Source organism: Candidatus Hydrogenedens sp. (assembly GCA_035361075.1).
Lineage (GTDB): Bacteria > Hydrogenedentota > Hydrogenedentia > Hydrogenedentales > Hydrogenedentaceae > Hydrogenedens.
Map to the genome: position 1 here is coordinate 16,439 of DAOSBX010000030.1, position 26,008 is coordinate 42,446.

Annotated in this window: 25 protein-coding genes and 1 tRNA gene; 15 read left to right on the forward strand and 11 right to left on the reverse strand. The window is 36.3% G+C overall.

Annotated elements, in window-relative coordinates:
- Positions 1–14: 14 nt before the first annotated feature.
- Complete coding sequence (locus PLJ10_09735; protein HOK09929.1) at positions 15–137, reverse strand: hypothetical protein; 123 nt, start codon at positions 135–137, stop codon at positions 15–17.
- Between PLJ10_09735 and PLJ10_09740 the strand changes: the two genes are divergently transcribed.
- The 11 genes from PLJ10_09740 to PLJ10_09790 all read left to right on the forward strand — a co-directional run bounded on the left by PLJ10_09740 (position 136) and on the right by PLJ10_09790 (position 9,037).
- Entirely contained in the window at positions 136–1,359 is a 1,224-nt protein-coding gene (locus tag PLJ10_09740) for an alpha-L-fucosidase (GenBank protein ID HOK09930.1), read from the forward strand. The two genes, PLJ10_09735 and PLJ10_09740, sit on opposite strands and share 2 nt — an antisense overlap.
- A gap of 195 nt (positions 1,360–1,554) precedes the next feature.
- The gene (gene infC / locus PLJ10_09745) at positions 1,555–2,067 is read left to right on the forward strand and encodes a translation initiation factor IF-3 (GenBank protein ID HOK09931.1); all 513 of its coding nucleotides are present in this window, start codon (positions 1,555–1,557) and stop codon (positions 2,065–2,067) included.
- An 89-nt stretch (positions 2,068–2,156) separates the two neighbouring features.
- Positions 2,157–2,351, forward strand: a complete 195-nt coding sequence (gene rpmI, locus PLJ10_09750; GenBank protein ID HOK09932.1) for a 50S ribosomal protein L35 — start codon at positions 2,157–2,159, stop codon at positions 2,349–2,351.
- A gap of 98 nt (positions 2,352–2,449) precedes the next feature.
- Positions 2,450–2,896 (forward strand): 50S ribosomal protein L20, encoded by a 447-nt coding sequence (gene rplT / locus PLJ10_09755; GenBank protein ID HOK09933.1) that lies wholly within the window; start codon positions 2,450–2,452, stop codon positions 2,894–2,896.
- 17 nt (positions 2,897–2,913) lie between these two features.
- Entirely contained in the window at positions 2,914–3,660 is a 747-nt protein-coding gene (gene hisA, locus PLJ10_09760) for a 1-(5-phosphoribosyl)-5-[(5-phosphoribosylamino)methylideneamino]imidazole-4-carboxamide isomerase (GenBank protein ID HOK09934.1), read from the forward strand.
- Positions 3,661–4,518: a prephenate dehydrogenase gene (locus PLJ10_09765; GenBank protein HOK09935.1), complete on the forward strand. Its 858-nt coding sequence runs from the start codon at positions 3,661–3,663 to the stop codon at positions 4,516–4,518.
- Complete coding sequence (gene tmk / locus PLJ10_09770) at positions 4,515–5,150, forward strand: dTMP kinase (GenBank protein HOK09936.1); 636 nt, start codon at positions 4,515–4,517, stop codon at positions 5,148–5,150. The genes PLJ10_09765 and tmk overlap by 4 nt, the downstream gene beginning before the upstream one ends.
- Positions 5,135–6,262 (forward strand): DNA polymerase III subunit delta', encoded by a 1,128-nt coding sequence (gene holB, locus PLJ10_09775; protein HOK09937.1) that lies wholly within the window; start codon positions 5,135–5,137, stop codon positions 6,260–6,262. The genes tmk and holB overlap by 16 nt, the downstream gene beginning before the upstream one ends.
- A gap of 13 nt (positions 6,263–6,275) precedes the next feature.
- A complete protein-coding gene (ricT, locus tag PLJ10_09780) occupies positions 6,276–7,028 on the forward strand; it encodes a regulatory iron-sulfur-containing complex subunit RicT (protein ID HOK09938.1) in 753 nt (250 codons plus the stop codon).
- A gap of 33 nt (positions 7,029–7,061) precedes the next feature.
- A complete protein-coding gene (locus PLJ10_09785) occupies positions 7,062–7,847 on the forward strand; it encodes a TatD family hydrolase (GenBank protein ID HOK09939.1) in 786 nt (261 codons plus the stop codon).
- Between the two features lie 74 nt (positions 7,848–7,921).
- On the forward strand, positions 7,922–9,037 hold the full coding sequence (locus PLJ10_09790; protein HOK09940.1) for a radical SAM protein: 1,116 nt from the start codon (positions 7,922–7,924) through the stop codon (positions 9,035–9,037).
- Between the two features lie 282 nt (positions 9,038–9,319).
- On the opposite strand, the gene PLJ10_09795 is transcribed toward PLJ10_09790, so the two are convergent.
- From PLJ10_09795 to PLJ10_09805, 3 genes are all read right to left on the reverse strand, one after another.
- Entirely contained in the window at positions 9,320–9,625 is a 306-nt protein-coding gene (locus PLJ10_09795) for a hypothetical protein (protein ID HOK09941.1), read from the reverse strand.
- Positions 9,626–9,967: 342 nt separating this feature from the next.
- Complete coding sequence (locus PLJ10_09800) at positions 9,968–11,521, reverse strand: DegQ family serine endoprotease (protein HOK09942.1); 1,554 nt, start codon at positions 11,519–11,521, stop codon at positions 9,968–9,970.
- 168 nt (positions 11,522–11,689) lie between these two features.
- On the reverse strand, positions 11,690–12,658 hold the full coding sequence (locus PLJ10_09805; GenBank protein HOK09943.1) for a Ca2+-dependent phosphoinositide-specific phospholipase C: 969 nt from the start codon (positions 12,656–12,658) through the stop codon (positions 11,690–11,692).
- Between the two features lie 335 nt (positions 12,659–12,993).
- On the opposite strand from PLJ10_09805, the gene PLJ10_09810 reads away from it, so the two are divergent.
- Complete coding sequence (locus PLJ10_09810; protein HOK09944.1) at positions 12,994–13,551, forward strand: hypothetical protein; 558 nt, start codon at positions 12,994–12,996, stop codon at positions 13,549–13,551.
- Between the two features lie 26 nt (positions 13,552–13,577).
- On the forward strand, positions 13,578–18,023 hold the full coding sequence (locus PLJ10_09815) for a PASTA domain-containing protein (protein ID HOK09945.1): 4,446 nt from the start codon (positions 13,578–13,580) through the stop codon (positions 18,021–18,023).
- 92 nt (positions 18,024–18,115) lie between these two features.
- On the opposite strand, the gene PLJ10_09820 is transcribed toward PLJ10_09815, so the two are convergent.
- Entirely contained in the window at positions 18,116–18,490 is a 375-nt protein-coding gene (locus PLJ10_09820) for a nitrous oxide-stimulated promoter family protein (GenBank protein HOK09946.1), read from the reverse strand.
- Between the two features lie 52 nt (positions 18,491–18,542).
- On the reverse strand, positions 18,543–20,771 hold the full coding sequence (locus tag PLJ10_09825) for a DUF5703 domain-containing protein (protein ID HOK09947.1): 2,229 nt from the start codon (positions 20,769–20,771) through the stop codon (positions 18,543–18,545).
- 167 nt (positions 20,772–20,938) lie between these two features.
- Between PLJ10_09825 and PLJ10_09830 the strand changes: the two genes are divergently transcribed.
- Positions 20,939–21,175 (forward strand): hypothetical protein, encoded by a 237-nt coding sequence (locus PLJ10_09830; GenBank protein ID HOK09948.1) that lies wholly within the window; start codon positions 20,939–20,941, stop codon positions 21,173–21,175.
- Positions 21,176–21,183: 8 nt separating this feature from the next.
- On the opposite strand, the gene PLJ10_09835 is transcribed toward PLJ10_09830, so the two are convergent.
- The 4 genes from PLJ10_09835 to PLJ10_09850 form a co-directional block, all read right to left on the reverse strand.
- Positions 21,184–21,399 carry a hypothetical protein gene (locus PLJ10_09835; GenBank protein HOK09949.1) on the reverse strand — a complete coding sequence of 72 codons (216 nt, stop codon included), beginning with the start codon at positions 21,397–21,399 and terminating at the stop codon, positions 21,184–21,186.
- A complete protein-coding gene (locus tag PLJ10_09840; GenBank protein HOK09950.1) occupies positions 21,387–21,869 on the reverse strand; it encodes a hypothetical protein in 483 nt (160 codons plus the stop codon). Before PLJ10_09840 ends, PLJ10_09835 begins: the two co-directional genes overlap by 13 nt.
- A 121-nt stretch (positions 21,870–21,990) precedes the next feature.
- Complete coding sequence (locus PLJ10_09845) at positions 21,991–22,917, reverse strand: bile acid:sodium symporter family protein (protein ID HOK09951.1); 927 nt, start codon at positions 22,915–22,917, stop codon at positions 21,991–21,993.
- A 12-nt stretch (positions 22,918–22,929) separates the two neighbouring features.
- Positions 22,930–25,407 (reverse strand): hypothetical protein, encoded by a 2,478-nt coding sequence (locus PLJ10_09850; protein ID HOK09952.1) that lies wholly within the window; start codon positions 25,405–25,407, stop codon positions 22,930–22,932.
- 164 nt (positions 25,408–25,571) lie between these two features.
- Between PLJ10_09850 and PLJ10_09855 the strand changes: the two genes are divergently transcribed.
- Positions 25,572–25,647 (forward strand) — tRNA-Gln (locus PLJ10_09855).
- A gap of 85 nt (positions 25,648–25,732) precedes the next feature.
- Here PLJ10_09855 and PLJ10_09860 read toward each other — a convergent pair.
- Positions 25,733–26,008 (reverse strand): hypothetical protein (locus tag PLJ10_09860; protein ID HOK09953.1); only part of this gene is annotated, 276 nt, incomplete at its 5' end.

Below are 26,008 nucleotides of genomic sequence, written 5' to 3' on the forward strand. Positions count from 1 at the left end.
TAATAGTGTATTTATCATCTTATTGCTATTTGTTCAGATAATTTCTTATACCGATTCATCTCCCTATTACCCATAGATGAAACACCTGAACAAAGAGATGCACGATTAGCATGGTGGCGTGAAGCACGGTTTGGCATGTTTATTCATTGGGGACCTGTCAGTGTGAATGGAACAGAAATCAGCTGGTCACGCATTGGTCATCCTCATGACCATCCGGGGATGGAAACTGTCCCCCCGGAGGTATATGACAATTTGTATAAAAAATTTAACCCTATAAAATTTAATGCAGATGCGTGGATAGAAATAGCAAAAGAGGCAGGAATGAAATATGTTGTTTTTGTAGCAAAACATCATGATGGTTTTTCGATGTGGCATACTCATCTGCGACCTGAATATAGCATAAAAGAGACTCCATTTGAACGTGATATATGTAAAGAGATTGCTGATTCTGTGCATCGATACGGATTAAAATTAGGTTGGTACTATTCTACGCGCGATTGGACACATCCTGATTATTTAGTCGGGGATAATCACAAATATGATGAATTTTATCGAGGACAGATTAAAGAACTATTAAGCAATTATGGTCGGGTTGATATATTATGGTTTGACCATGTTGCTGGTAATTGGCACCATTATGATTTTAGAAGTCTCTTCGAAATGATGTATCAACTCCAACCATGGGTAATTGTTAATAACCGAGTTGCACGATTTGTTTATCCTCCTAAAGATAAACCTACTCTGGAAATTGAAAAACTTACCAGAGGCGATTTTGACACCCCAGAGCAACAGATTGGTACTTTTCAGAATACTCGTCCCTGGGAATCCTGTATTACCATTACTGAATGCAAAGATGGTGGAGGCTGGTCTTATCGGCCTGAGTGTCGTGTACGTTCTGCTAAAGAGTGTATTCAGATGCTTGTTAATTGTGTTTGTGGAGATGGCAATTTATTATTAAATGTAGGACCAACACCTGAAGGTGAAATTGTTCCAGAGCAAGTTGCTGTATTAAAAGAGATTGGTAAATGGTTAGATAAGTATGGAGAAAGTGTTTATAGTACTCGTGGTGGACCTTATCTTAATGGGACATGGGGCGGTTCCACTTATAAAGGAATTTATATTTACGTTCATATTCTAAAATGGGATAAAGATAAACTTACTTTGCCTCCACTCAAATCAAAAATAATAAATAACACTGTTTTAACAGGGGAACATGTAACCGTAACCCAAACTAATGACAGTGTCCTGATTAAAACTGAAAAACCCTTAGAGGATTCAACAGATACCATTATTAAATTAGAGTTAGACAAGCCAGCCAATGAAGAGATGTCGGAAGGGAAACCTTTAAGTCTCTTTTAATTCACAGATATGTTATATACATTACATTCATGTGCCTGTTTTTCTATAAGACAAAAATTTGATATTGTTGTGATTGTAAAATAAGAAATTCAATTTGATAAAATATGAAATATTCAAGTATAATTTTCTCACAAGTTGAGGCAAATTAAACCTAAAATAAGGAGAACAACGATAACAAAGCCGTCTGAAGACACGGTGCGTGTGAATGAAGAAATTAGGGCTCCGCAGGTACGAGTAATTGATGAAAAAGGGGTTCAGTTAGGTATCATGAGCACGAAAGATGCTCTGAGAGAAGCCGAGTTTCGGGAACTGGACCTCGTAGAGGTAGCACCCAATGCCACACCACCGGTATGCAGAATAATGGATTATGGGAAATTCCGTTATGAGCAAAAAAGGAGAGCCCGTGAAGCGAAGAAGAAACAACATGTTGTTGTTGTAAAAGAGATAAAATTAAGACCAAAGATAGACAAGCATGATTTTGAATATAAACTAAAACATATACGTGAATTTCTCCAAGAAGGAGATAAGGTAAAGGTTTCCGTGGTATTCAGAGGTAGAGAATATGAGCATCCAGAATTTGCTTATGATGTGCTTAAGCAAATTATAGAATCCACAAAAGACCTTTGTGGTGAACAATATTCCCTTGAAAATTGTCGTCCTGAAGACAAGTCATTGACATTGACACTGACTCCGGGCAAGATCAGTTAAACGGAGACAATTTTTAGGAGCGCTTCTCACCACCGAATAATATTAACCCGATTTTTTTGAGTTATATTAAATTAAAAAGGAGTTAAAAAATGAAGGTAAAAACAAAACGTAGTGCCTACAAGCGATTTAAGGTTACTAAGGATGGAAAAGTCTTGAGACACAAGGCATATAATCGCCATCTCAAAACTACAAAATCAGCGAAGAAAAAGAGACACCTGAGAAAACCGTCGTTGGTCTCATCTGTTGAAGCAAAACAAGTGAAATTGATGCTCCCTTACGCATAAATTTCGACTATTGTTTGTTCTATAGATAGAGGTTCATGTTTTCGGAACATGCCTCCGAAACATAAACGTTAACTTAAATAAAAACAGGAGAAAGAGCAATGCCAAGAGCAACCAACAACCCAGCCTCACGTGACCGCAGACGTAAGGTATTAAAGCAAGCTGAAGGCTATCGTGGAAGTCATCACCGGTTATTTAAGACGGCGAAACAAGCGGTAGACCATGCGGGAAAATATGCATATCGGGACCGCAAAGCAAAGAAAAGGGAAATTCGTGCATTATGGATTGCAAGAATTAATGCGGCTGCCCGTAATTATGGATTAAGTTACAATCGTTTGGTTTTTGGTTTACATAAAGCGGGAATGGATGTAAATCGCAAAATGATAGCGGATCTTGCTGTAAAAGATGAAGAGGCGTTCGCTAAGTTAATTGAGATTGCAAAATCAGCAATTGCAGGCGAAATAGTAAGAACTGATGAACAGCAGATATTTGAAGTTATCCAAAATCCGACTGAATCAACTGAATCATCAGAAAACGCCTCATCATAATCGCAGGCGTATAAATTATGCGGATTGTTCCAGCTATAGATATTCGAGGGGGAAAATGTGTTAATTTGGTTCAAGGGGATTATGGTAAGGAGACGATTTTCTCCGATGACCCTCTGGAACAAGCCAAGATATGGTGGCGGGAATTGCAAGATGGGATTCTTCATATTGTAGATTTAGATGGTGCAAAATCTGGCAAATGTGAGATATTGCCTTTCTTAAAGAAATTGGGAGAATTAGGTATCCCTTATGAAGTCGGTGGTGGTATCCGTTCTTTAGACACAATAGAAACCATTATTTCTGCAAATGCAACACGTGTTATTTTAGGTACTGCTGTTATAGAAAATCCCGAATTGATCCAAATCTCTACACAACGATGGCAAGAGAAAATTGTTGTGGCAATTGATGCTAAGAATGGCAAGTTATCTCTTGAAGGGTGGACAAAAGATACAAACTATTCCGCCTTAGAAATAGCACAATTTGCTGAAAAGGCAGGTGCTTCAAGAATTATTTATACTGACATACTCTCTGATGGTATGATGAAGGGTCCAAATTTTGAGGCAACTCGAATAACTGCTGAGACGGTACAGATTCCAGTTACGATGTCTGGTGGTGTTTCTTCTTTGGGCGATATACGAAAAGCAAAATCTCTGGAACGATATGGTATAGATGAGATTATCGTTGGAAGAGCGTTATACTTAAAGAAATTTTCTATTTCGGACGCAAAAAAGATATTAAGTGCTGATTCATTGATGGAGAACACGTAAGTGACACTTCACTTAGGAAAAACTGTGATTATTGGTGTCGGATTGTTAGGTGCTTCATTGGGGATGGCTATTCGAAAAAAGAAATTGGCAGATCTAGTTATAGGAATAGGAAGAAATCAGTCTACATTAGAAACAGCATTGCAAAAAGAGGCTATTGATACTTATTCGATGGATTTGTCTTCAACTATTAAAACGGCTGATTTTATAATTATATGCACTCCAGTTCAGTCTGCTATTGATTACCTTAAGAAGATGGCAAACTATGTTTCATCAGATGTAACAATTACTGATGTATGTAGCACTAAAAAAGAAATTTGCGGTACCGCTCAAACTCTCTGGCAAAAAGACAGTCCTTTCATTGGAAGCCATCCGCTCGCTGGGTCGGAAAAATATGGTCCTGAGTTTGCACGACATGATTTTTATGAAAATACAATATGCCTAATTGAAAAAGGTGAAGCAACAAGGAATAAATCAAAAAATCTTGTTCATCAGTTTTGGAAAACTTTAGGTACAAAAATAATAGAAATAGATGCTGAAGAACATGACTATTTTATGGCATATACAAGCCATTTACCTCATGTCATTGCATCGGCTCTTGCTCAGGTTGTGGAACAGTCAGGGGCACAGCGTCATTTTATTGGAGGTGGCTTCAGAGATACAACCCGAATTGCTGGGAGTCGACCTGAGATTTGGAATGATATTATAATCACGAATAAGACCAATATGATAACGGCTATTAAGTCTATTGAAGAGAAAATTAAATCTTTTATAGATGCCCTCGAAAAAGATGATATAGAAAAAATCTTACAATTTTTTCAAGATGGGAATGATGCCAGAAAGCGACTTTTAGAACCATGAAAGGTATATTTATCACTTTTGAAGGAATTGAAGGTTCAGGAAAAACAACCCAGGCTATACGAGCAGAAAAGTTCCTGATGGAATCCGGCTATCGTGTGTTAAGGACTTTTGAGCCTGGAGCAACTTTTGCTGGCGAGAAGATTCGACATGTCCTTCTAAACAGAGATGAAAACCAAAAGACACTTCATCCTATTACAGAATTATTGTTGTTTTCTGCAGACCGTTCACAGCATGTCCAAGAAGTCATCATTCCCGCTTTAGAAGATGGGATTATTGTTATTTGCGATAGATATACTGACTCCACAACCGCATATCAAGGAGGTGGACGTGATATTAATTTGCGAACCGTTTATCAAATTCATGAAATAGCGACATTAGGGATATATCCAGTAAGAACTTATTTGCTTGACCTTCCTGTTGAAATAGGATTGAACCGAATTAAACAACGAGGCAATATTTTAGATCGTTTAGAAGTAGAAACCATTGAATTTCATCAAAGGATAAGGGATTGTTTCCTTAATATTGCCAGAGAAAATCCACAGCGAGTTATGGTAATTGATGCAACTCAATCTGAAGATACCATCACTGAAATTATTCAGAGAGATTTAAGAAGGCTATGTCAACAACAATAACAAATAATAATATTTCGTTTTCTGTGTTTGGAAAAATACAGGACCAAGATACTGCTATTCGTATTTTGATAAACTCTATTAAGGAGAATCGTATTTCACATGCATACCTTTTTTGGGGACCTGATGGAGTTGGTAAAAAATTTACAGCCAAATCTTTTGCTCAAACCGTCCTGTGCCAAAATATAGAGAACCCTGGGTGTGGAACGTGCTCTATTTGTACTCGTATAGGGAAAGACGTCCATCCTGATGTAAGTATTATTAAGCCTATGGGGAAAACCCGATTAATTAGTGTTGAAACCATTGAGGACGTCAATAAGACGACTCAATTTCAACCTTATGAAGGAAAGCGTCGATTCATTATTTTTGATGATGCGGAACGTATAGGAATTCCAGCCCAGAACCATTTTTTAAAGACCCTTGAAGAACCTGTTTCTGAGACCACATTTATTTTAATTAGTTCAAATCCTGGTATGATACTTCCCACCATTCGTTCACGTTGTCAGCCAATTCGTTTCCAGAGACTTCGTTCAGAAACGATTACAACAATTCTTAATAACACAAAAGATATATCTTTAGAGGAAGCAAAACGAGTTGCATTGTTATCACAGGGTCAAATTTCAAGAGCGTTTGAGATATTAGAATCGAATAAACGGACTATCATCGTAGAGCTTTTTGCTCGTTTAGCAGAAGGCAAAGACCCATTAATTCTTACAAATGAATTTGAACAGTTTCTATCACTTATTAGAAAGAATATTGAGAATGAACTCAATAAAATAGATACCATCAATAAAAAGGACTTAACACCAGGTGAATTAAATGCGTTACAGCAACAAATAACTGCTGAAATTGAAGCTCAGGTTGTTCATGAGTTTGAATCATGTTTATATTTAATTGTGTGTTTACTTCGTGATATTTTGGTATACATGAATACTAAGAATTTGGAAATACTTTACTTTCCAGAGATGGTCTCTTACTTTCCAAGATGGGATGTTGAAAAAGTAGAGATGGGGCTTGATTTTGTAGAGAAGGTTCGTGGATATATTGCTCGAAATATAAGCCGTGATAAAGTCATACGAGATTTGTTTTTTATGTTATCTCCTCATATTAATTAAAAGGAACTTTCACATGATGAATTTAGCAAAGATACGATTTAGAAAACCGAGACGTGTCTTACAGGCTCTCTGTTCAGAACAGATTATCTTAAAAAGAGATGACCCCTGCATCGTGCAGACGGAACGTGGTCAGGAATGGGGCACTTGCATTTTGCCTGCGGAGCCTTGCTCTTCGGAAATGGAACGGAACTGTCTCAATAAAGTAATCCGACGGGCTCATGCAAATGATTTTAAGACATTAAAAGATATAGAACAGGAAGAAAAACGAGCCTTTGGTATCTGCCTCAAATATATTAAAAAACATAATTTGCCTATGCGATTGGTAGATTCTGAGTATACATTTGATAAACACCGTCTAACCTTTTACTTTACCGCTATCCACCGTGTAGATTTTCGTGAACTTGTTAAAGACTTGGCTCAGGAATTTCGAACGCGTATCGAGTTACGTCATATCCAAATACGAGACCAGTCTAAGTTAGTTGGTGGTATCGGTTCATGCGGGTTACACTTATGCTGTTCTAAATGGTTAGAGCAGTTTTTGTCTATATCCATGCGGATGGCAAAACGTCAAAATTTATCCCTTAACCCTTCTAAAATTAGTGGGCAATGTGGAAAATTATTATGTTGTCTTGCTTATGAAGATGAAATGTACCCACCTCTGAAATTGAGAGAAGAAGAACTCACTGCTGAAGAAGAATTAAATCAAGAAGAAGTTGAACTTCTAAAAGCCCTTGAAGATGAATCCCCAACAGAACAGGATAAATAGAATACTCAATAATAAAAAGTAGCTTGCCCACAGATGAATGAAGAAAAAAACCATAGTATATTAAAATTAATTGATAGTCATTGTCATTTGTTTGATGAGAAATTCAATTCTGATAGGAATGAAATTATTTTGTCCTCATTAGAAAAATTAGATGGGCTTGTAATAATAATAGAAGAACCTATGAATGTAAATCCCCAAAACCTTATTAAACATAAAAGAATACGATATTCTGTTGGGTTTCATCCTTATTATGCAGAACAGGCAAATAATGATATAAAGGTTCTAAATGAATTTTTAACAGAGGCATCTGTTACTGCTATCGGTGAAATTGGATTGGATTATTTTCATTGTAAGGTTGATAAAGAAATACAAAAAAAAGCTTTTATAAAACAAATTGAGTTTGCTTACGAAAAACATCTTCCTATTGTTGTCCATTGTCGCAATGCAGAACAAGATACTTATAACATCCTAAAACAGTATGGTGAGAATCTACCGTCCATTGTTCTACATTGCTATGGTGGAAACGTAAAGATGGTCGAATCCTTTCTGAGTATCGGATGTTTTATATCATTTGCAGGGAATATTACATTTCCAAAGGCAACGGAGCTCAAAGAATCAGTAACGTTAGTCCCATTAAATTCATTGCTTGTAGAAACGGATGCCCCATATCTTGCACCTCAGCCTGTTCGTGGAAAACGGTGTATCCCAGAATATATCTTTTTTTTAGCCCAAGCAATCGCAGAGATTAAGAAAACAAACATTACGGATATTATTGAAGCTACACATAAAAACACAAAAGACATTTTCCGATTTCAGTAATTATTTATATTGAGTTAGATATGAAATAAAATAATATCTGTATCTGTTGATATACAATATAAAAAGGGAAATATATGGAGTGTGAAAATTCAGGTAGACGTTGGAGCATTGCTTCTCTCTACGATATTTTGCAACGGTTTTATAGTGCTATACCTTATCGTTATTTTAAGAATGGATATGCTTTTCCAGCCTGGCATTATTATATTGAATTAACTCGACGTTGTAACCTTCGTTGCAAAATGTGCCAATATATTGATTGGCTCGAAAATGTTCCCATTAAAAAGCAGATGGAAGGGGAGTTATCTACGGAAGAATGGAAACAAGTTATATCCCAAATACCATCGTGGAGTCTAATAACTTTCACAGGTGGTGAGCCGTTTGTTCGTAAAGATTTTATGGAACTCTTCATATATGCAAGTCAAAGGGCACGTACACATTTTATTTCTAATGGGACAATGATTACAGAAGAGCGTGCTAAAACCTTGGTCCAATTAGCACCCAAACGGTTAGGTGGTAAGGGCTTTAATTTTGCTGGGACATCAATTGAAGCCCCTGGAAATTTGCATGATGAGATTCGTCAGATGCGGGGTGCCTTTGAAAGAACCATTGCGGGTATTCACTTTTTATATGAAGAACGGAAAAGAATGAACAAGAAGTGTCCTATGATTCATATAACAACTGTAATTCAGGAAAGTAATATTGAAATTCTTCCTCAAATGCCTCAATTCGTGAAAGAAATTGGAGGAGATGTATTAAATTTAGTTACAGAAAGCCGTGCCCTTGATTTGCCAGGATTGGGTGATGTAGACCCATCTGTATATAAACCACATCACATAAGATATCCAAGAATAGATAGAGAAAAACTAACTTATTCCCTAACTGAAACCATTAAAGAAGCCTCAAGACATAAGGTTCAACTAAGACTACCACGAATGCCATTGAAGGCAATTATTGATTATTATTCAAACGACATAAATCTGGATGACTTTTTATGCAGAAACGCATGGAATACCTTATTTATAGGCAGAACAGGCGATGTTTATCCATGCTGGATAAAGAAAGTAGGAAATATTCGACAATCAACTCTAAAAGAATTATGGAATAACCACGTTATGCGAGAGTTTCGCAAAGAATGCCAACATCATCTCTGGGCAACCTGCCCTGGCTGCTGTTTTATTGAACATAAATAGTTTTCCAAATAAAAATATGGATCAGCTTACATAAAAAACAACCTAACTCAAGAAGTTAGAATAACGATAAATATTTATCCAATAAATCATTATTTATTGTGCAATTTTTATACCATTGATTATTTTTAACAAAAACCCTGTGACTCATCAGAGTCACAGGGAAAAATACTTATAATGATGTTACAAAATTATTATCACTTTATAAGTTTTACTACATGGGACTCAATATGGAAGATTATTATTAGATGACCTGTTCAATCTACTTTTTAAATAGATAGATAACTAATATTTTCTTAATATAAAAACAGGACCGATATCTGGTTTTAAAACTTCTTTATCAGGAAATACACTACCAAAATCTGAAAGATAAAGAGTCTTACCTCCTATAGGTGATGAAAATTTATAAACCCCTTTAACTGTTTCATATGATTTATCTAAAGACTGCATAAATGATTTGTAATCATAATAATCGTAATCCAAACTAACATCTTTTTCATCTATTTTTAGAATAATCTTGTTATAAAATAGACTTGGTGATGTTGTATATGAAGCTTTTATTTCAAGACCAATATCAACAAATTTTATCATAACACTACCACTATCAAAAGTAAAAGTTACTTTTGAATTCTTTTTCAGATCTCCATTTTCCCATAACTCTCCTTACCATGTTCCGTTTAGCCTAAAATCTTTGTTACACCCTGAAAAAGCAACTACCACTAACATTACCATTGAAATTAACATTAACCTTCTCATTTTTTTCTCCTTATATTTTAAGGTTTAAATTAAATTAATTAAATTAATTTGACTCAAACAAAGTAAAAACTAACATATATCATAGTCTAAAAGCAAATCAGATTAATATAAAAATAGTCCTGTGATTTTTTTACAAGAATCACAGGACTAAAATAATACAACAATAAATAAGGTTCTCTAATTTATAGGTATCACAACATAGTATTCGGTATCTTTTTCGCTTTTGACTTTGAGAAGGACGCTATCTTTGCCCTGATTTTGTTTCAATGCTTTTTCAAAATCATTTACATTTCTTACTTGAATTCTATTTACCTCTGTAATTAAATCTCCCGACTTAATTCCTCTCAGTTGTGCAGGAGAATCTGGTTCAACACTGGTAACAAGGACACCTTGTTGTCCTTCATAACCGAATTGTTTAGCTAAATCAGGAGTAAGATTTTGAATTGATATTCCTAATTCTAACTTCTTTCCTTCTTCGGTTGTTACAGATATACCTTCGCCTAGTTCAGTGGGTCTCTTACCGACTTCAACTTCTAGTTCTAATCTTTGATTATCACGAATAACAACGACTTTTGCTCTTGTTCCTGGTTTTGTAGATGCTACACGATTTCTCAGAGACGGAGCGTCAGTAACAGCAACTCCATTAAATTCGACAATTACATCATCTTTTTTAATTCCTGCTTTCTCTGCGGGAGAGCCTTCTTGAACCTCTGTTACAAGTGCTCCTTTCATCTCTTTTAAACCTAACCATTCTCCAAGTTTTGGGTCAAGACTTTGAATACCAACTCCTAAGAAGCCACGTTCTACACTTCCTGTATTTTTTAGTTGGTCAATAACATATTGAACCATATTGATAGGAATAGCGAAACCGATACCCATATAACCTCCGACCATTGGCTTTGTATATATTGCGGTATTTACTCCTATTACTTCACCATCAAGGTTTAGTAATGGACCACCTGAATTTCCTGGATTTATTGCCGCATCCGTCTGGATGAAATCAGCATAATCTACATCGCCTATTTCTCGGGAACTTCTTCCCTTTGCACTCACAATTCCTGCAGTAACGGTATGTTCTAAGCCAAAGGGATTGCCAATCGCTACAACCCACTCCCCGACTTTAATTTTATCTGAATTGCCCAGTTTGACTATGGGTAATCCATTTGCTTCGATTTTCAGTAATGCTACTTCGGTTTCAGGGTCAGAACCTATTTTCTTTGCTGAAAATTCTCTGCCATCTTTTAATTTAATATTTATTTTATCTGCATCGTTTACTACATGGTGGTTCGTAACAATATATCCATCTTCCGAAATAATAAACCCTGAACCTAAGCCAAAAGGTATAGATTTCTTTTGTTTGTCAGGGTTTTGGGGTTGTCTCTTTCGTGGCTGTCTCCACATGTCATTATCTTCAAAAAATCTGCGGAAGAAGAAATCAAATGGAGAATCAAAAGGTAACATGTCTGGACCGAAATTGGATACTTCTTTTTCGGTAGAAATTGAAACTACTGCTGAAGAAGCCCGTTCTGCAATTTGGGCAAAGGCTTCTCCTAAATTCTTTGCAGATTCAATTGCTAGATTATCTGCTTGTGCTAATGCCTTGGGAAAACTAAAATAGTTTTCTCCATTGCTGGAATTCTTTCCTTTGTAATAATTACCAAATACAAAACCAATAGACAACGCTATTATTCCAACAAACAATACGGCTCTGATTTGCTTTTTAGAAAACATGAATTTTACCTCCTTTTATAAGGTTGGTTTAATATTTCACAATAGTTTGTGTTGGTTAACAATCAACCAAATCAATATCATAAACGCTATATCTTTTAATAGAGTTTACTTGTTTCTTACTTCTCCAATGAATATTACACATTTTTACTTTGTTTATTAAATAGAAAATCATTTACTTTGATATGCATTATTATGCAATTTTGGTTCTGGAGGTATACTATTATTTAAGGGTTCATTAATAGGGTTCCACCGCACAGTTGAGCCATCTGGAAACAACATAACGTAACCTGTCTCAGGATGAGGTTCTCCTGGTGGGTTGTCTGTTGAGATAATTTGAGCACCACAAGAAAATGCTTTATCATTTTTTAATTTAGCTTTGTCGGAGTTTTGTGATTTAGGGTCACCTCCAAATACCCTGATAAAATATCCTTTTTGAACCCACATCGGTATTTCTTCATTAAAAGGGTTATCAATTATTATGGTTGCAGAGTAAGGCTTGCCAGGATATGAGTTGACAAACATTAATCGCCCTTCTAAATTTGGATGTCCCTCTAAATAAAGTTCCCTCAATTCTCTTTTATTATGAAAGATAAACATAATCTTGCCCCTTGACTCTTCCAGGGTAGGCCAGCCTTTTTTTAGTATCGCTTCTTCCAGTGTTTTGAAATCACCACGGACACTATCTGGTGTAATTATCCTATCTCTGCTCCATACAGCGAGTATGTCTTTTTCAATTCGCTCAATATCTTTCTTTATTGGGGCAGTTATAGTTTTGTCAATAATAGGTCCTTCCGATTTCCACTCAAGTAGGACACTAATTGGTACATGTTCTGGGTTTCGATTTGACCATTCACATATAACTCGTAAGCATTCCTGTAAATTCGGACAGGTACTTTTTTCGTCAAATTTGGGGACGTGCATCACCTTCCAGCCTTCAGGTGTATTATGGATATCTAACTCGAAACTACGCACACCATTATCCAATTGGACATCTAACGGTAAATGTTCATAATCCCAGTCCTCCGTTTCTTTTACGTAATTTTTCGCCCATGAAATATATTCTGGTTTTTTATGATAACTATTATGGGTTCCTATAACCTGAATTTGATTTATCCTCGGAGTTTCTACTTCTTTCAATTGTAGACTTATGAGTAAAAAGATAAAAAAATACATAATTTTTTTTATCAAAACCTTTATTTTTGTTTTTTACCATATTAGACTTCAAAATAGATTAAAAGTTTTATTATTTTTTTTGAGAGAAAAAAGTAGTAAGTTATACAATAAAAATGTTAAAATAAAGAAGATGATTCCTTTATTATGTTAAACAGTTGAAGGAGACAGTGTATTCAATATTAAACTACAACTGGGTAATAGGCTGTGGCTAAAAGAGAATTACAACCATTGAGGAAGAAAAAATTATATCAATTATTTATATTTTAAAAATTTAATATTTTTTGATAAGGAGTCATATTATGAAAAAGACATGTGAGTGTTGTGTGGTGAGAAGGGAAAAAGCTATTTTCCTGTATTCAGTATTACTTGGGCTAATGCTAATTTCTCTGGTTCAGAGTAGTTCATTTTCTCAAACGAATATTAGTTCTATTGAGGATTTACAAAAAATTGGAACCGTCTATCCACTAAATGGTTCTTACACTCTAACACAAGATATTGATGCAAGCGATACAATTAACTGGAATGGAGGTACTGGTTTTCTTCCAATAGGGACATATGCAACTCCATTTACAGGAACTTTCAATGGTAACAATAAAAAGATAACAAATTTGTGGATAAAACGAGGGACAGAAAATTATGTTGGCTTATTTGGTGGTGTAGGTGCAACGGGAAACATTGTTAACTTAACCATAGAAAATGAATGGGTAGTTGGTAAAGATTATGTTGGCGGTTTAGTCGGTAGTAATTTTGGTACCACATCTAATTGTAGAATAACAGGATTAATCGCAAGTTCTGGCAAGTATATAGGTGGCCTTATCGGATATAACAATGGTAATGCCATAAAAGTTGTTATGTAAAGGGTTCGGTCATAGGAAATTCGTGTGTGGGCGGATTAATAGGATACAAGTCAGGCGGTTCAATTTCGCAGTGTTATACAACAGGTTTTGTCTCGGGAATTACAGACAATACTGGTGGTTTGCTTGGTGAACACTGGAACGGTTCAATACAAAATAGTTATTCGTGGAGCTCAGTTAAAGGTTTTGCAAATATTGGAGGATTTATAGGTAAAAATACAAATGGTACAGTTAGTTATTGCTATTCGAAAGGATTCGTGAGTGGTATAAGCAATGTCGGTGGCTTCATTGGAAGTAGAACATCTGGCACAATTACTTCTTGTTATTGGGACACAGAAACCTCAGGGCAAAGTGCTTCCTCAGGAGGTTCAGGAAGAACTACTGCACAAATGAAAACACAATCCAATTATATAAGTTGGAATTTTACAACTACATGGGCAATTATTGAGAATCAAACTTACCCCTATTTGCGTTCCTTTGGTCAAACACAGGATTACATTCCCGTTGAAAAACAAATCAGCAATTTAAATGAACTAAATAATATTGGAAGAGACCTAAATTATCCATGGGACGGACAATATACATTAACTACAGATATTGACGCAAGTGATACAGTAAGCTGGGATGGAGGTTTAGGGTTTAAACCTATCGGAATATTTACAGGGAGATTTGATGGAAATGGTCATGTCATAAAAAATCTATATATTAACCGCTGGAGTTCAAAATCTGTCGGATTTATTGGAAACTTAATAAGGGGTGAGGTATTAAACTTAGGATTAAAAAATATCCAGGTTACTGGGAATATGTATGTTGGTTGTTTAATTGGAACAAATTATGGTGTTGTAAAACAAAGCTATGTTACTGGTTCTGCAATAGGAGCGACTGATTATGTTGGTGGTTTAGTAGGTTTTAATAATTATGGTAAGTTAGAAAATAGTTATTCGTGGAGTTCAGCACAGGGGAATCAGTATATTGGGGGACTTATTGGTAGAAATATTGGTATTTCGGGTAGTTCCTTTGGGGTAGTTGATAAATGTTACTCAAAAGGTGCGGTAACAGGAAATATCGACGTAGGTGGCTTAATAGGCAATAATTTAAACGGTACGGTAACGAGTAGTTATTGGGATACTCAAACATCTGGACGAAATACCTCATCAGGTGGTACAGGTAGAACTACAGCACAAATGAAACAGCAGGCAACTTTTGTTGGCTGGGATTTTGTCAATATCTGGGGAATCGTTCAGAATGTCACTTACCCTTACTTATTGTGGGAATATACAGTACCCGATGTGCTGGGACTTACCCAAAGTGAGGCACAGGATTTAATTACTTATTACGGTTTTACAGTGGGTACAATTGGTAATCAATGTAGCAATGTAGTACCTATTGGAAATGTACTTAGTCAAAATCCAGCTGGGGGACTACAACGACCGCCAGGGACCCCTGTTGATATTGTTGTGGTATCCAGTCTTTGTGTTGATGTTCCTGATGTGGTACATATGGAACAAAGTAGTGCAGAAAACACAATAGTTTCGGCAGGATTAGTGGTGGGTACAATAAATACAGAATGCAATGACACGGTTCCTTTAGGGCATGTTATTAGTCAGAATCCAACTGCAGGAGAACAAGTATCACCTGGTAGCACTGTAGATTTAGTCGTTTCCACTGGCCCCTGTCCTGTTGAGGTTCCAAATGTAGCAGGGCTATCCCAGCTCGATGCAGAAAATATAATAACAACCGCACGTTTGAGCGTCGGAGAAATAACAGAAGAATGTAACAACGCAGTGCCCTTGGGTCACGTCATTAGTCAGGACCCACCCGCTGGTCAGTATATTCCACCCTATAGCCAAGTGAATATGGTCATATCATCAGGACCATGTATTATATATATTAGTTCAATAGATGATTTGCAGAAAATAGGTAATGACCCAGACTATCCGATTGATGGTTATTACGAGTTAACCCAAGATTTAGATGCAACAGATACTATCAATTGGAATGGAGGTGCAGGGTTCGTACCCATAGGAACGATAGATACCCCATTTACGGGTTCTTTGAATGGAAATAAACATAGTATAGTTGGACTTTATATCAATCGTCCCTCAGAAGCTTATGTTGGTTTGTTGAGTTGTATAGGAACGGAAGGGATAATACAGAATTTGGCTTTGAAGAATGCAACCATAATTGGAGGCAACTTTGTTGGGTCCATTGCGGGATACAATATGTCCGACGCTGTCATATCATCGTGTTATGCTTCTGGAACGGTGAGTTCACTTAACTACAATACAGAAGGGAATGCAGGCGGATTAATAGGTCATAATGCTGGCACGGTACAACAATGTTTTTCGAAAGTAGATGTTTGGTCACCTGATTATTCAGCAGGGCTCATCGGATTTAATTCTGGTTATATAATTCAGTGTTACTCCAAGGGGAAAGTCAATAGTAGTAATTATAGCCTTGGTCTCGTTGGAAGAAATTTTGGTTTAGTAACTCAAAGTTATTGGGATATAAATGCTTCAGGTACAAATAGTTCGGACGGGGGAATAGGTGAAACAACTACGAACATGAAAAAGCAAATTACATTTGTAGACTGGGATTTTACAAATGTGTGGGGCATTGTCGAAGATGTTACTTATCCGTATCTCCTTGGCTTCTCTTACGACCCAGAAATACAGTTAATTGGTCCTCAGGAGTTAGAAATAAGTTGTGGTTCTGAACATTATGCAGAACAAGGTGCTGTAGCGTATGACATAGAAGATGGTGATTTGACAAACCAAATCATGATAATGGGCGAAGTAAATACTTCAGCATTAGGAGTATATTTGGTTGATTACCTGGTGTCAGATAGTAATGACAACTTAGGCAAAGCAAGTCGTACTATAAATGTGATAGATGAAGCACCAATAGTAACATTATTAGGTTCACCAAAAATATTAGTAAGGTGTGGAACAGAGTTTATAGACCCAGGAGCACAAGCATATGATTTTTGTGACCAATCATATCTAACTGTAGAAGTAACAGGTAGTGTCGATATAAATGAAAAAGGAATATATCAGTTAGAGTATACAGCTCGGGATAGTTCTAATCTGGAATCTCATGTAAGCCGTGATGTCCGTGTCTATGGATGTAACATTATACAGATTAGAAGTATCGAAGAATTACAAATGATTGGTAATTCTCCAGATTATCCTTTGGATGGTGACTATGAATTAGTTCAGGATATTGATGCAAGTGGAACAGCTCAATGGAATGAAGGTGCTGGGTTCATACCTATTGGAGATCAACTCCATCCATTTTCTGGGACATTTAACGGGAATGAACATAAAATAGTCGGACTACATATTAATCGTCCTGAAGAGGATTATGTAGGTCTATTTAGATCTATAGGTCCTGATGGAATTCTTTGGAACTTCGGTATTGAGGATGCAAATATAACAGGAGGAAACTATGTAGGAATAATAACAGGCCTTAATTCAGGAATATTGACACAATGTTATGTTACAGGTTCCGTATCAGGAATGATTGCAGTTGGTGGTTTAATTTCATCCAACTATGGGGAAATAGAAAACTGTTACTCAACAGCAACTACATCTGGAATTGGCTATGTCGCTGGATTAGTCTTTGTAAATTATAATAAAATGACCAATTGCTATTCATCGGGTGCGGTATTGGGAGAATATGAAACAGGTGGATTAACATACGACAATTTAGACGGAATAGTAACCAATTGTTACTGGGATGTTCAGACGTCAGGACAAAGTTGGTCAGATGGAGGTATTGGCAAATCTACTGAAGAAATGAAACAACTAATTACCTTCGATGATTGGGATTTTGTCAATGTATGGGGTATCATTGAAAATACTACTTATCCATACTTCTTATGGCAGTACAAAGTCCCCGATATTATAGGGCTTAGCCAAAGTGAAGCTGAGACATTAATCATTACGAAAGGCTTTGAAGTTGGAGAAGTTAATGACGAATGCAGTAACACGATTCCAGCGGGATATGTTAGCAACCAAAATCCGACCGCAGGAGAACAAATACCGCCTGGAAGTAATGTTAACCTCACCATTGCTTCAGGGAGATGCACACCATTAGTAGTTATATTAGAAGCTCCAACAGAGTTAATAAAAACTCGTGGTGAAACGTTGGAATTACATGTATCTGTTCAGGGTGAAATAGGCACAGTAAACTACCAATGGTACTTTGAGCCAGAGGATGAAGAGAAGGTAGCTATCCCTCTACTTGGCGAAAATAGTGATACATTACGTATAACCAATATAGATTATATACATGCTGGCTGGTATTGGTGTCAGGTCTCCGATGATTGGGATTTCGCTGAAAGTGGAACTGTCCGTCTGTATGTAGATTCTGGATTGGACGTTAGCTCGATGTTAGGACTATTTTTGACATTAATAATAGTAAGTGTAATAGCAATTTATGCCCTGAAACAACGCACATCAGATGTAAAGTAAAAAATGTAATACATAGTAGATTAATATTAAAGAGGGAGAAATTGTAATATATTCTCCTTTCGTTATAAAAAGGAGATGGAGGTTTAGTTATTTTATTCATCACTATCTCGGTTTCTTGAGATAAGTGTAGGTGAACGTCTTCTATCAGATAGTTTATTTTTAAGGTATATCAGAGACAATATTGGGTGATATAAAAACATTTTAGGTCCTGAAAATTGCATTACCACTTTAATTTTTTCTTTATGTCTCTTATCATAACAATGAATATGGCAATTTTTACATGTTGGTTTGTCTGGCATCAATGGGCACTTTTCTAATTGTTTATATGCATACTCTAAAAGTTCTCTACATGTATCACATATGTCATCTTTATGATTATACTTGCAGTAAATTCTTATCATACTTTCGATAGTCTTCTTTTCATACCACTCCCTCCATCTCTTCTTTTTCTCATCGATTATTATCAATACAATCTATCCTTTTATAAAGTCCTCATAATTTTTGTTTCATATGGGAAAATCACTTCAATAATACTGCGACATCGTTCTTTCTGGTTTCTGGTGATATTTCTAAGGTCTCTATTGCGTTATTTTTCATTACACATCGAACCTGTGTCTTATTAGGTGCAAAAAGTTTAAAATCTACATTCCAATGTTTGTCCCATGCTGGGAACAAATATATTTTTTCTCCGTCCCATTGTAAAAGCATAAATTGGAATGTGCTCATTAAATTACCGCCGTGGCATTGGTCTGGTATCCAATCGTAGTTTGGTCCCCAAAATGCTGGAAAACGGGAACTTTCATGTTTGCGACGAGCGTTAGTAATCAACATCTCTTTAGTTTCATCTGTTAACCCTAAAAAAGCTGATTGGATAGCATCCTGTTGCCAACCATGATAGTCTTTTGCATGCCGTTTTTGGAAACTATTAATGGCTATGTCTATATTAGGTTTGCCGACAGCGAAAATTCGATATGGGAATACCGCGTATAATTCTGGATTTTCCACATTACTTCGTTTGGGATTAAATACCCGTGCAGGTAGGATACTTTTGTCTTTTACAGGAATAGGAACAATAGAGTTTAATAATTGTTCCCAGCGTGTTTTTTCTTCAGGTGATAGGAGAGGATTGTTTAAAGCGATGAGTCGAGGTAAAACTGCATGTAAACCAGAAACAGTGGGGGTGTCGTCAGTTACCCCTTCTTGATATGTTTCGACCGCCTGTGCAGGGTGAATAACTAACATTCCGTTCTTATCTTTTGAAAACCGTGTTTCAAAAAAACGGATAATTTCTCTTGCATAAGGGAGTAGCGTTTCTTTAAGAAAGGTTTCGTCATGTGTAAAGTTATAGTAATCTAACATTATCAGTGTCAGTTCCAGACCACTTGCCCAAATCCAGCGTATGTATGGGTTTGTTATTTCACCTACTTTCAAACCTGTTCGGTCAAAGCCATAATCGCGATTGCGGAGTAAACCCCAGAAATATATCGTTTCAGGCATGTAAATTCCTTCACAATTCCAGTAAACTTTGTTCCGTAATTTGCTAATGTCCATTACACTCATGTAAAGATCGAACATGGGTTTCATTAAATCAAAATCACCTGAAGATAAAAGAGGCCAATAGGGTAATCGTGTGTTTTGCCACCAATAACCACCTCCCCAGCGACGATAATCTGGGTCGGATTTAAGTTCGTCGCCCTCACGCCATTCTACTGTAAAGATGGAACCATTAAATTTGACAGGGAATGTCCCACGACTACCGCAGGCAGTAATCCACCGTTGTAGAGTATATACCTTACTTGCCCATTCAGCGTCTGCGTCACCGCTTGCGACAATCCAACTTCTCTGCCAGAAATTTCGCCACCAATCTTTATGTTGTTCGAAGGCTTTATTCTCTGCAATTGTTAATACCTTTTCCCTTTCTCTTACTACATCACTTAACCATTCTTCAGGGGTTGTAGGATGCATTGTCTTGCCTAATATATACACAGTGTACTTTTTTTGTCCTTTCCCTTGAAGAGTGAATTTGTCCATTTTTTTCAAATCGTTTGACCAGATGCTACAGCCAAAAATTCGATTTAGAAGAGGGTCTTTAAAATTATTTTTGTATTCACCGAAGCCCTGTAAATCCATAGAATAACCCCATATAGAATGATTATTCTGATGGTATACAACTAATCCACTAAAAGGTGGGTTATCTAAAACTATATCGGGATACACTATCCCTTCTTCAGTTTTTTGAATAAGACTACTCTGGTTTACTTCATCTTCTGTATAATTCCTTGTTTGGGTACGCCAGACTTCCAGTATTACTTTTAAATCTACATTTTCTGCACTTTCCACATTTAATACTGCGGTGGGCATATTTGCATCTATACGGAATATGGCCTTTGTTTTTCCTTGGTTGCCTTGTATTTCGATGGTTCCATCTTGCAAATGTAATCGCTGAGAAAAATTGGAATTTACCCCTGTCAAAGTTGGTGTAATCTGGAAGCGAACTCGTGCTAATTTTAATAGCTGTCCGTTGTCGTCCCATGAATCGGTTTTACTGATAAGTGCCACAATATCACCATTTTCTTCTATCCATACATTTGCTCCAATGTCTCCATTACCAATAGGCATTGAATCAGATGAATTCCTACCTGGTGTATTCCAAACTTCATCATAGCAGTCAGGATAATTTGCGGGCTGTGCCTGACAGAATAGAGAAATGCAAACTAATAAAAAAGTTAACGAAAGCAATCTTTCCATACCTAACCTCCTAAATGATTTAATTTTTACTATTGTAGCATAGAATTTAGTCACTAATAATAGGAATGAATGAAAATAATATAACCAAGGACTATCTTGCCTGTGAGTATATTTATATGGGTATTTAACGCCTCACTTTTCTTCTCTTTATATAAGGGTTGCTCCCATTGCTATTCTCATGTGAAACATCTGGTTTTCTAAACCGTGAGAAAGTGATGGAATGGGACAGATATAATGAAAAGGATGTAATTTGTAAATCCATTCAATTTAATGCAAAAGTGTTGACGATACAAAATGTTATTGAATTTTTTGAATTATTGGGAAAACGAAAAGTCATCAGGATATGCAGTAGGGATAGACTGTATAAAATTGGAGTAAGTGATATTTCGATAACAGACTTTTGACTAACATTCTATTTGATTTTCCAGACCAATCCTTTTTTTCCTGTAATACCTTCGGCAATCTTCTGAAGTTTAACAAGAATCTTAATCTTTTCCTCAAAAGGAAGTTTTGCCTGTTCCTTATGATATCTTTCCTTTTCTTTAAAAATTTTATTTCTTGTAATTTCTTTCCCTTTTCTAATAATTTTTATATTGCTTTTTTTATTTGATATGTTTATCCTATCCATTCTATTTTAAACCTCTCTAAAATTATACTTAATTTTTTCTTATTTAAATTTTTTTGTTCTAATAGTTTTTCTACCCTGTCCTTATCTTTTTTACGACCTACTTTTAATAATATTGCTACTAAGTATTCAGGAGAAAATACTTTCGTGGGGATATTCTCAAATTTTATTTCTTTTGCATTTTTTATTGCTTCTTCCTCTAATTCATTAGCAACAATAAACTGAACAGGAATACCTTCAATAATAATATGTTCTCCTTCCCATTTGTATCCTTTCTTTATTAAAAAATCATACATATCAGAAATATCTATAATTCCTTTTTTATCTTCTCCTTTTGGAATAATAAATATATCAAGATCGTAGGTTAAAAAAGCCTCAATATAGAACAATGTGGCTATTCCACCCCCAATAGCATAATCTACAATAATACCTTTATTCCTCATTTCATTTAGGACTTTAATTGTATTTTTCACTCTATAACCCTTGTTTTTTACAGAGACTATAATAATAAATAGATTATACAAAAATAATGCAGTAGATTCAGATATGTAAAAGACAACTCTCATGAATCTGTAATTACAAATATATGTATTTTTAAGGGTGTTCTTTTCTGTTTTTCCATTGCCAGAGTTCTGCGAGAATGGATGCGGTTATAATGCACCATGTTGCAAATAATGCATTTGGTAGGGCACTTTCTGCAGAGAAGTGATTTAATGCCAGTACTGCACCTAAGCCTGCGTTTTGCATGCCTACTTCGATGGCTAATGTCCGTTTCCTCTTTTCATCAAAGCGATATAAAATTCCTGCTCCATAACCTAAGATAAGACCTAAGAAGTTATGCAAAACCACAGCAGAGAAGATAAGTAAGGATACATCCCCGAATTTATCCGCATTTAGTGCTACAACCAGACCGCAAATGAATGCAATACACAGAGAAGATATAGCAGGAAATACATCTACCACCTTGTTAATTCGTTCTTTGAGTAGATAGCGAATAGCAAAACCTACCATTAGTGGAACAATTACCATTTTGATAATACTCATAAACATACCCCAGAAAGGCACTGAAATATATACACTCCCAAAAATATAGGTACACAGGGGTGTGAGTATGGGAGATAACAAAGTGCTTGTGCTGGTTAGTGCTACGGAATATGCCACATCTGCTCCTGCCATATATGAAATAACATTGGAAGCCATGGCTCCAGGTGTAGAGCCGACTAATATAACACCAATGGCTAATGAAGGAGGTAATTGCAATCCTTTGGCTATTAAAAATCCCAGAAGAGGCATAATTACAAACTGGGCAATTGTGCCTAACAATACCCAATGGGGTCGTTTAACTATTGGAATGAAATCTTCAATTTTTAATACTACACCTATACCTGCCATGGTAAACATGAAGAACCAGTCTTTATATGGATTAAAAATAGTCAACACTGGTGGAAAAAAATAACCAATTATACCTGCAAGAATAACCCACACTACCATCATTCTCGAAAATATTTGAAAAACAATCATACCCTCTTCCTTTTACTCTTTTAATTCTAATGGAGGGAGTTTCTCCTCGGGCAAGGACATTGCACTATCTTTTATATTATTGGTTGGAATAGTATGTAAACTAATCACTACAGGTCGGGCTGTATAAGTTATTTTACCAAAAATTAAATCTTTAGTAGGGTCATAATAAAAATCTGTAGGTTTGCCATCCACTGTAATTTTATCAATGGTTCTTTTCCCTTTGTTGAATATAACCCAATCTTCCAATCCTAAGGGGGCATCTAATTTAACTGTCAGGGTACTTGACTCGTTATCCCAAAGTTCTGATATCCTCTTCCCTCCCCATAGATGATTTGGTTCGTCTGATGAAATAGGTCGGACATAAAAACTTTTCATTTGATAAGGTTCCAATGGTACCTCTGTAAACACTTTTTGTATCTGGTTTTTTTGAAGCGAAACAGCATTGCGTTGATGTATATCATAAAATATATAATGTTCATCCTGCGGGATATGGTCTTTTAAATCTATAAGAGTACAATCCTGTTTATCACCTGTTCTATTAGCAAGAATAATCAGATAGTCATCCCAAACTCTATTATGGTATAGCACTGAATAAGTACCGGTGATAGATGTTTTTAGTTCAAGCCATGGTTCGGTTTCATACATACCAAAATAAAACTGCATCAAGTTATATGCCTTAATATATAGCACTTCTGCAGGATGAACACCTGTGGCATAGGGAAATTTTTGGGACCAGAGTCGCCAATCAATAGAACAATATTGTCCCCCTCCTGTAAGTAAGTCAAAAGTATAAGCAGATTCTGCTGGGCATCGCTGGCTCTCATCATCACCTGCATATAGACACCCCTGCCCATACATATTTTCAAACGAGCCAAAGGTTACTCGGAATTCCTCTACAGATGAAAAGTCATAGCCCTCTCCGAAAAGATGAACATCAAAAGGTGCAATAACGGGTAAAATGAAAGCTTTGCTACAGTGCTCAATCAATACCACATGTGGAATCTTTTCCTTTAATGTCTCTCGTCGACGCCAATTAACATCATGCAATTCAATTAAACAATCATATACTTCTTGCGGATGGTTATGTTCCTTCCACCGTTTACAGTTAGAATATGCCAAATTATCATCTATATACATTCCATCCACAGGATATCGTTCCATCATTCGACGGTTGCATTCCATCCGATAATCCGCCAAACCATTGGGAGAAGCAAGACAGGTTGCAACAAGGTCACAAAACGGATCCATTGTCGCAGTATACCGCCCTCCATAATTAAAGCCTTCCCATTCTGCCCAGCTACCCTCTTTCATTCTCCTGACTACTTCTGATGCATGGGCATATTGTAAGTCTGCATTGGCGGTCCAGATAAATAACATACCTGCATCATGCACAGTTTTAATAACTCGGTCTAATTCTTCTGCTGGTGGACGCGGTTCACCTGGAGGACCCAAGCGATGCATCTGAAACAGGGTATAACCTAATCGAGCAACTGTCCAAATTTCTTCATCTGTCGGATAAGGATATTTTTCATCTCCAATCCAGATAAACATACGCAAATCATGACGACGCAGATGAGGCAAGCGATTCGGTGCCACTGCCAGACCTATACGAAAGGTAAAGGGGGTTTCTGCTTTTAGGATATAAGGGTTACCTTTCTCACCCACATGAATGATATGCTGATGAATATGTACAGAGACATTATCATCTTGATTTGAATCTACCCGAACGGCTCCTGTGTCTAACTCCTGCGGAGAACGATAATAATCACCCATATCTGTAAATATGGCTAATGCAGACTTATTACTATACACTTCCAAACATGAAGTTGGTGTATATACTCGAGCAGTCTCCCCTACCTTCGGTATCTCACCTTGATAACAATCAAAACCATACGTGTCCCTACGTTTATGTAGGTAATGTGAAAAGTGACCGCATGCACTTAACTCTTGCCGTATCCCCTGTAGTAGTGATTTATCCGATTCGGGTGTCAAAACAAATTGTGATACAACTACACCATCATTATAAATAGTAGTTCGTATCGAACAGGAAATATCTGAACCCCACTTACCCTTTGTTAGAAGCACAACCTGATTCTTCTCTTTAACTTCAACAGCGGTTTCTCCTCTCATATTGTTAACAAGACTTTCATCATCAATCAAGACATTTAATGGTTCTGTCATTTTAATTACTACCGACCCTTCACGCATCACCTTAATATCGGAAATAGCACCTGTGTTTTTGTCAACAACATAATTGAAAGTTGGTCCCTGAACAACAATAGTATTTTCCCTCTCCTCACAAACCAAGTCCTCTGGCGGTAATGGTTCTTTCAACACATCGTAAATACTTTTACTTCCAGAGTCACCATGGGAAGACAAAGCAATAGTAGAGATTAAATGTCCTGTATCACCGAAAGAATAATCAAACCCATTTTTAAGAAATAGACAAAAAACCAATACCAAACCAAATTTTATAAACTTTTTCTGCATAACATTTCCTTCATATTGATAAGAATAATATTAAACAGACACCCACGCTATAATCTATAAGTATATAGAAAGAGAGATAAAAACACAAAAATAGAACAAAGATTTAAATATAATTTGAAATTAATAGAGGGTCTTTTCTTATAATATTATCCTAATAATGCGGTTGCCGGATCGCCTAATTGGTAGGGCACCTGACTCTGGATCAGGCATGTCTAGGTTCGAGTCCTAGTCCGGCAGCCATTTTTTATTGACACAGTCAAAAAATAGTTTGTTAAAATTTTTACCACTAACCTAATTATAAACTTACTATCAACTTAACTGTCGTTTATTTCTCCTTCTTCTGTAAACCTGTCATTGCAAATACTAATACTCCCATCAGTAATAAATCTATCAAATATTTCCACCATGTATCCTTTTCATTTATTGATTTTCCACCACAACCACAACCTTTTTCTTTTGTATTTTCATTTCCACCTGTACTTCCTTCTGGAGATGGTTGTTCTCCATTTTTCCCTTCAACACTCCCTTCTTTGGAACCTTCAACTTTACCCTCTCCCTCAATACGTCCTTCATTAATACCCTCGGACTTTCCTTCACCTTC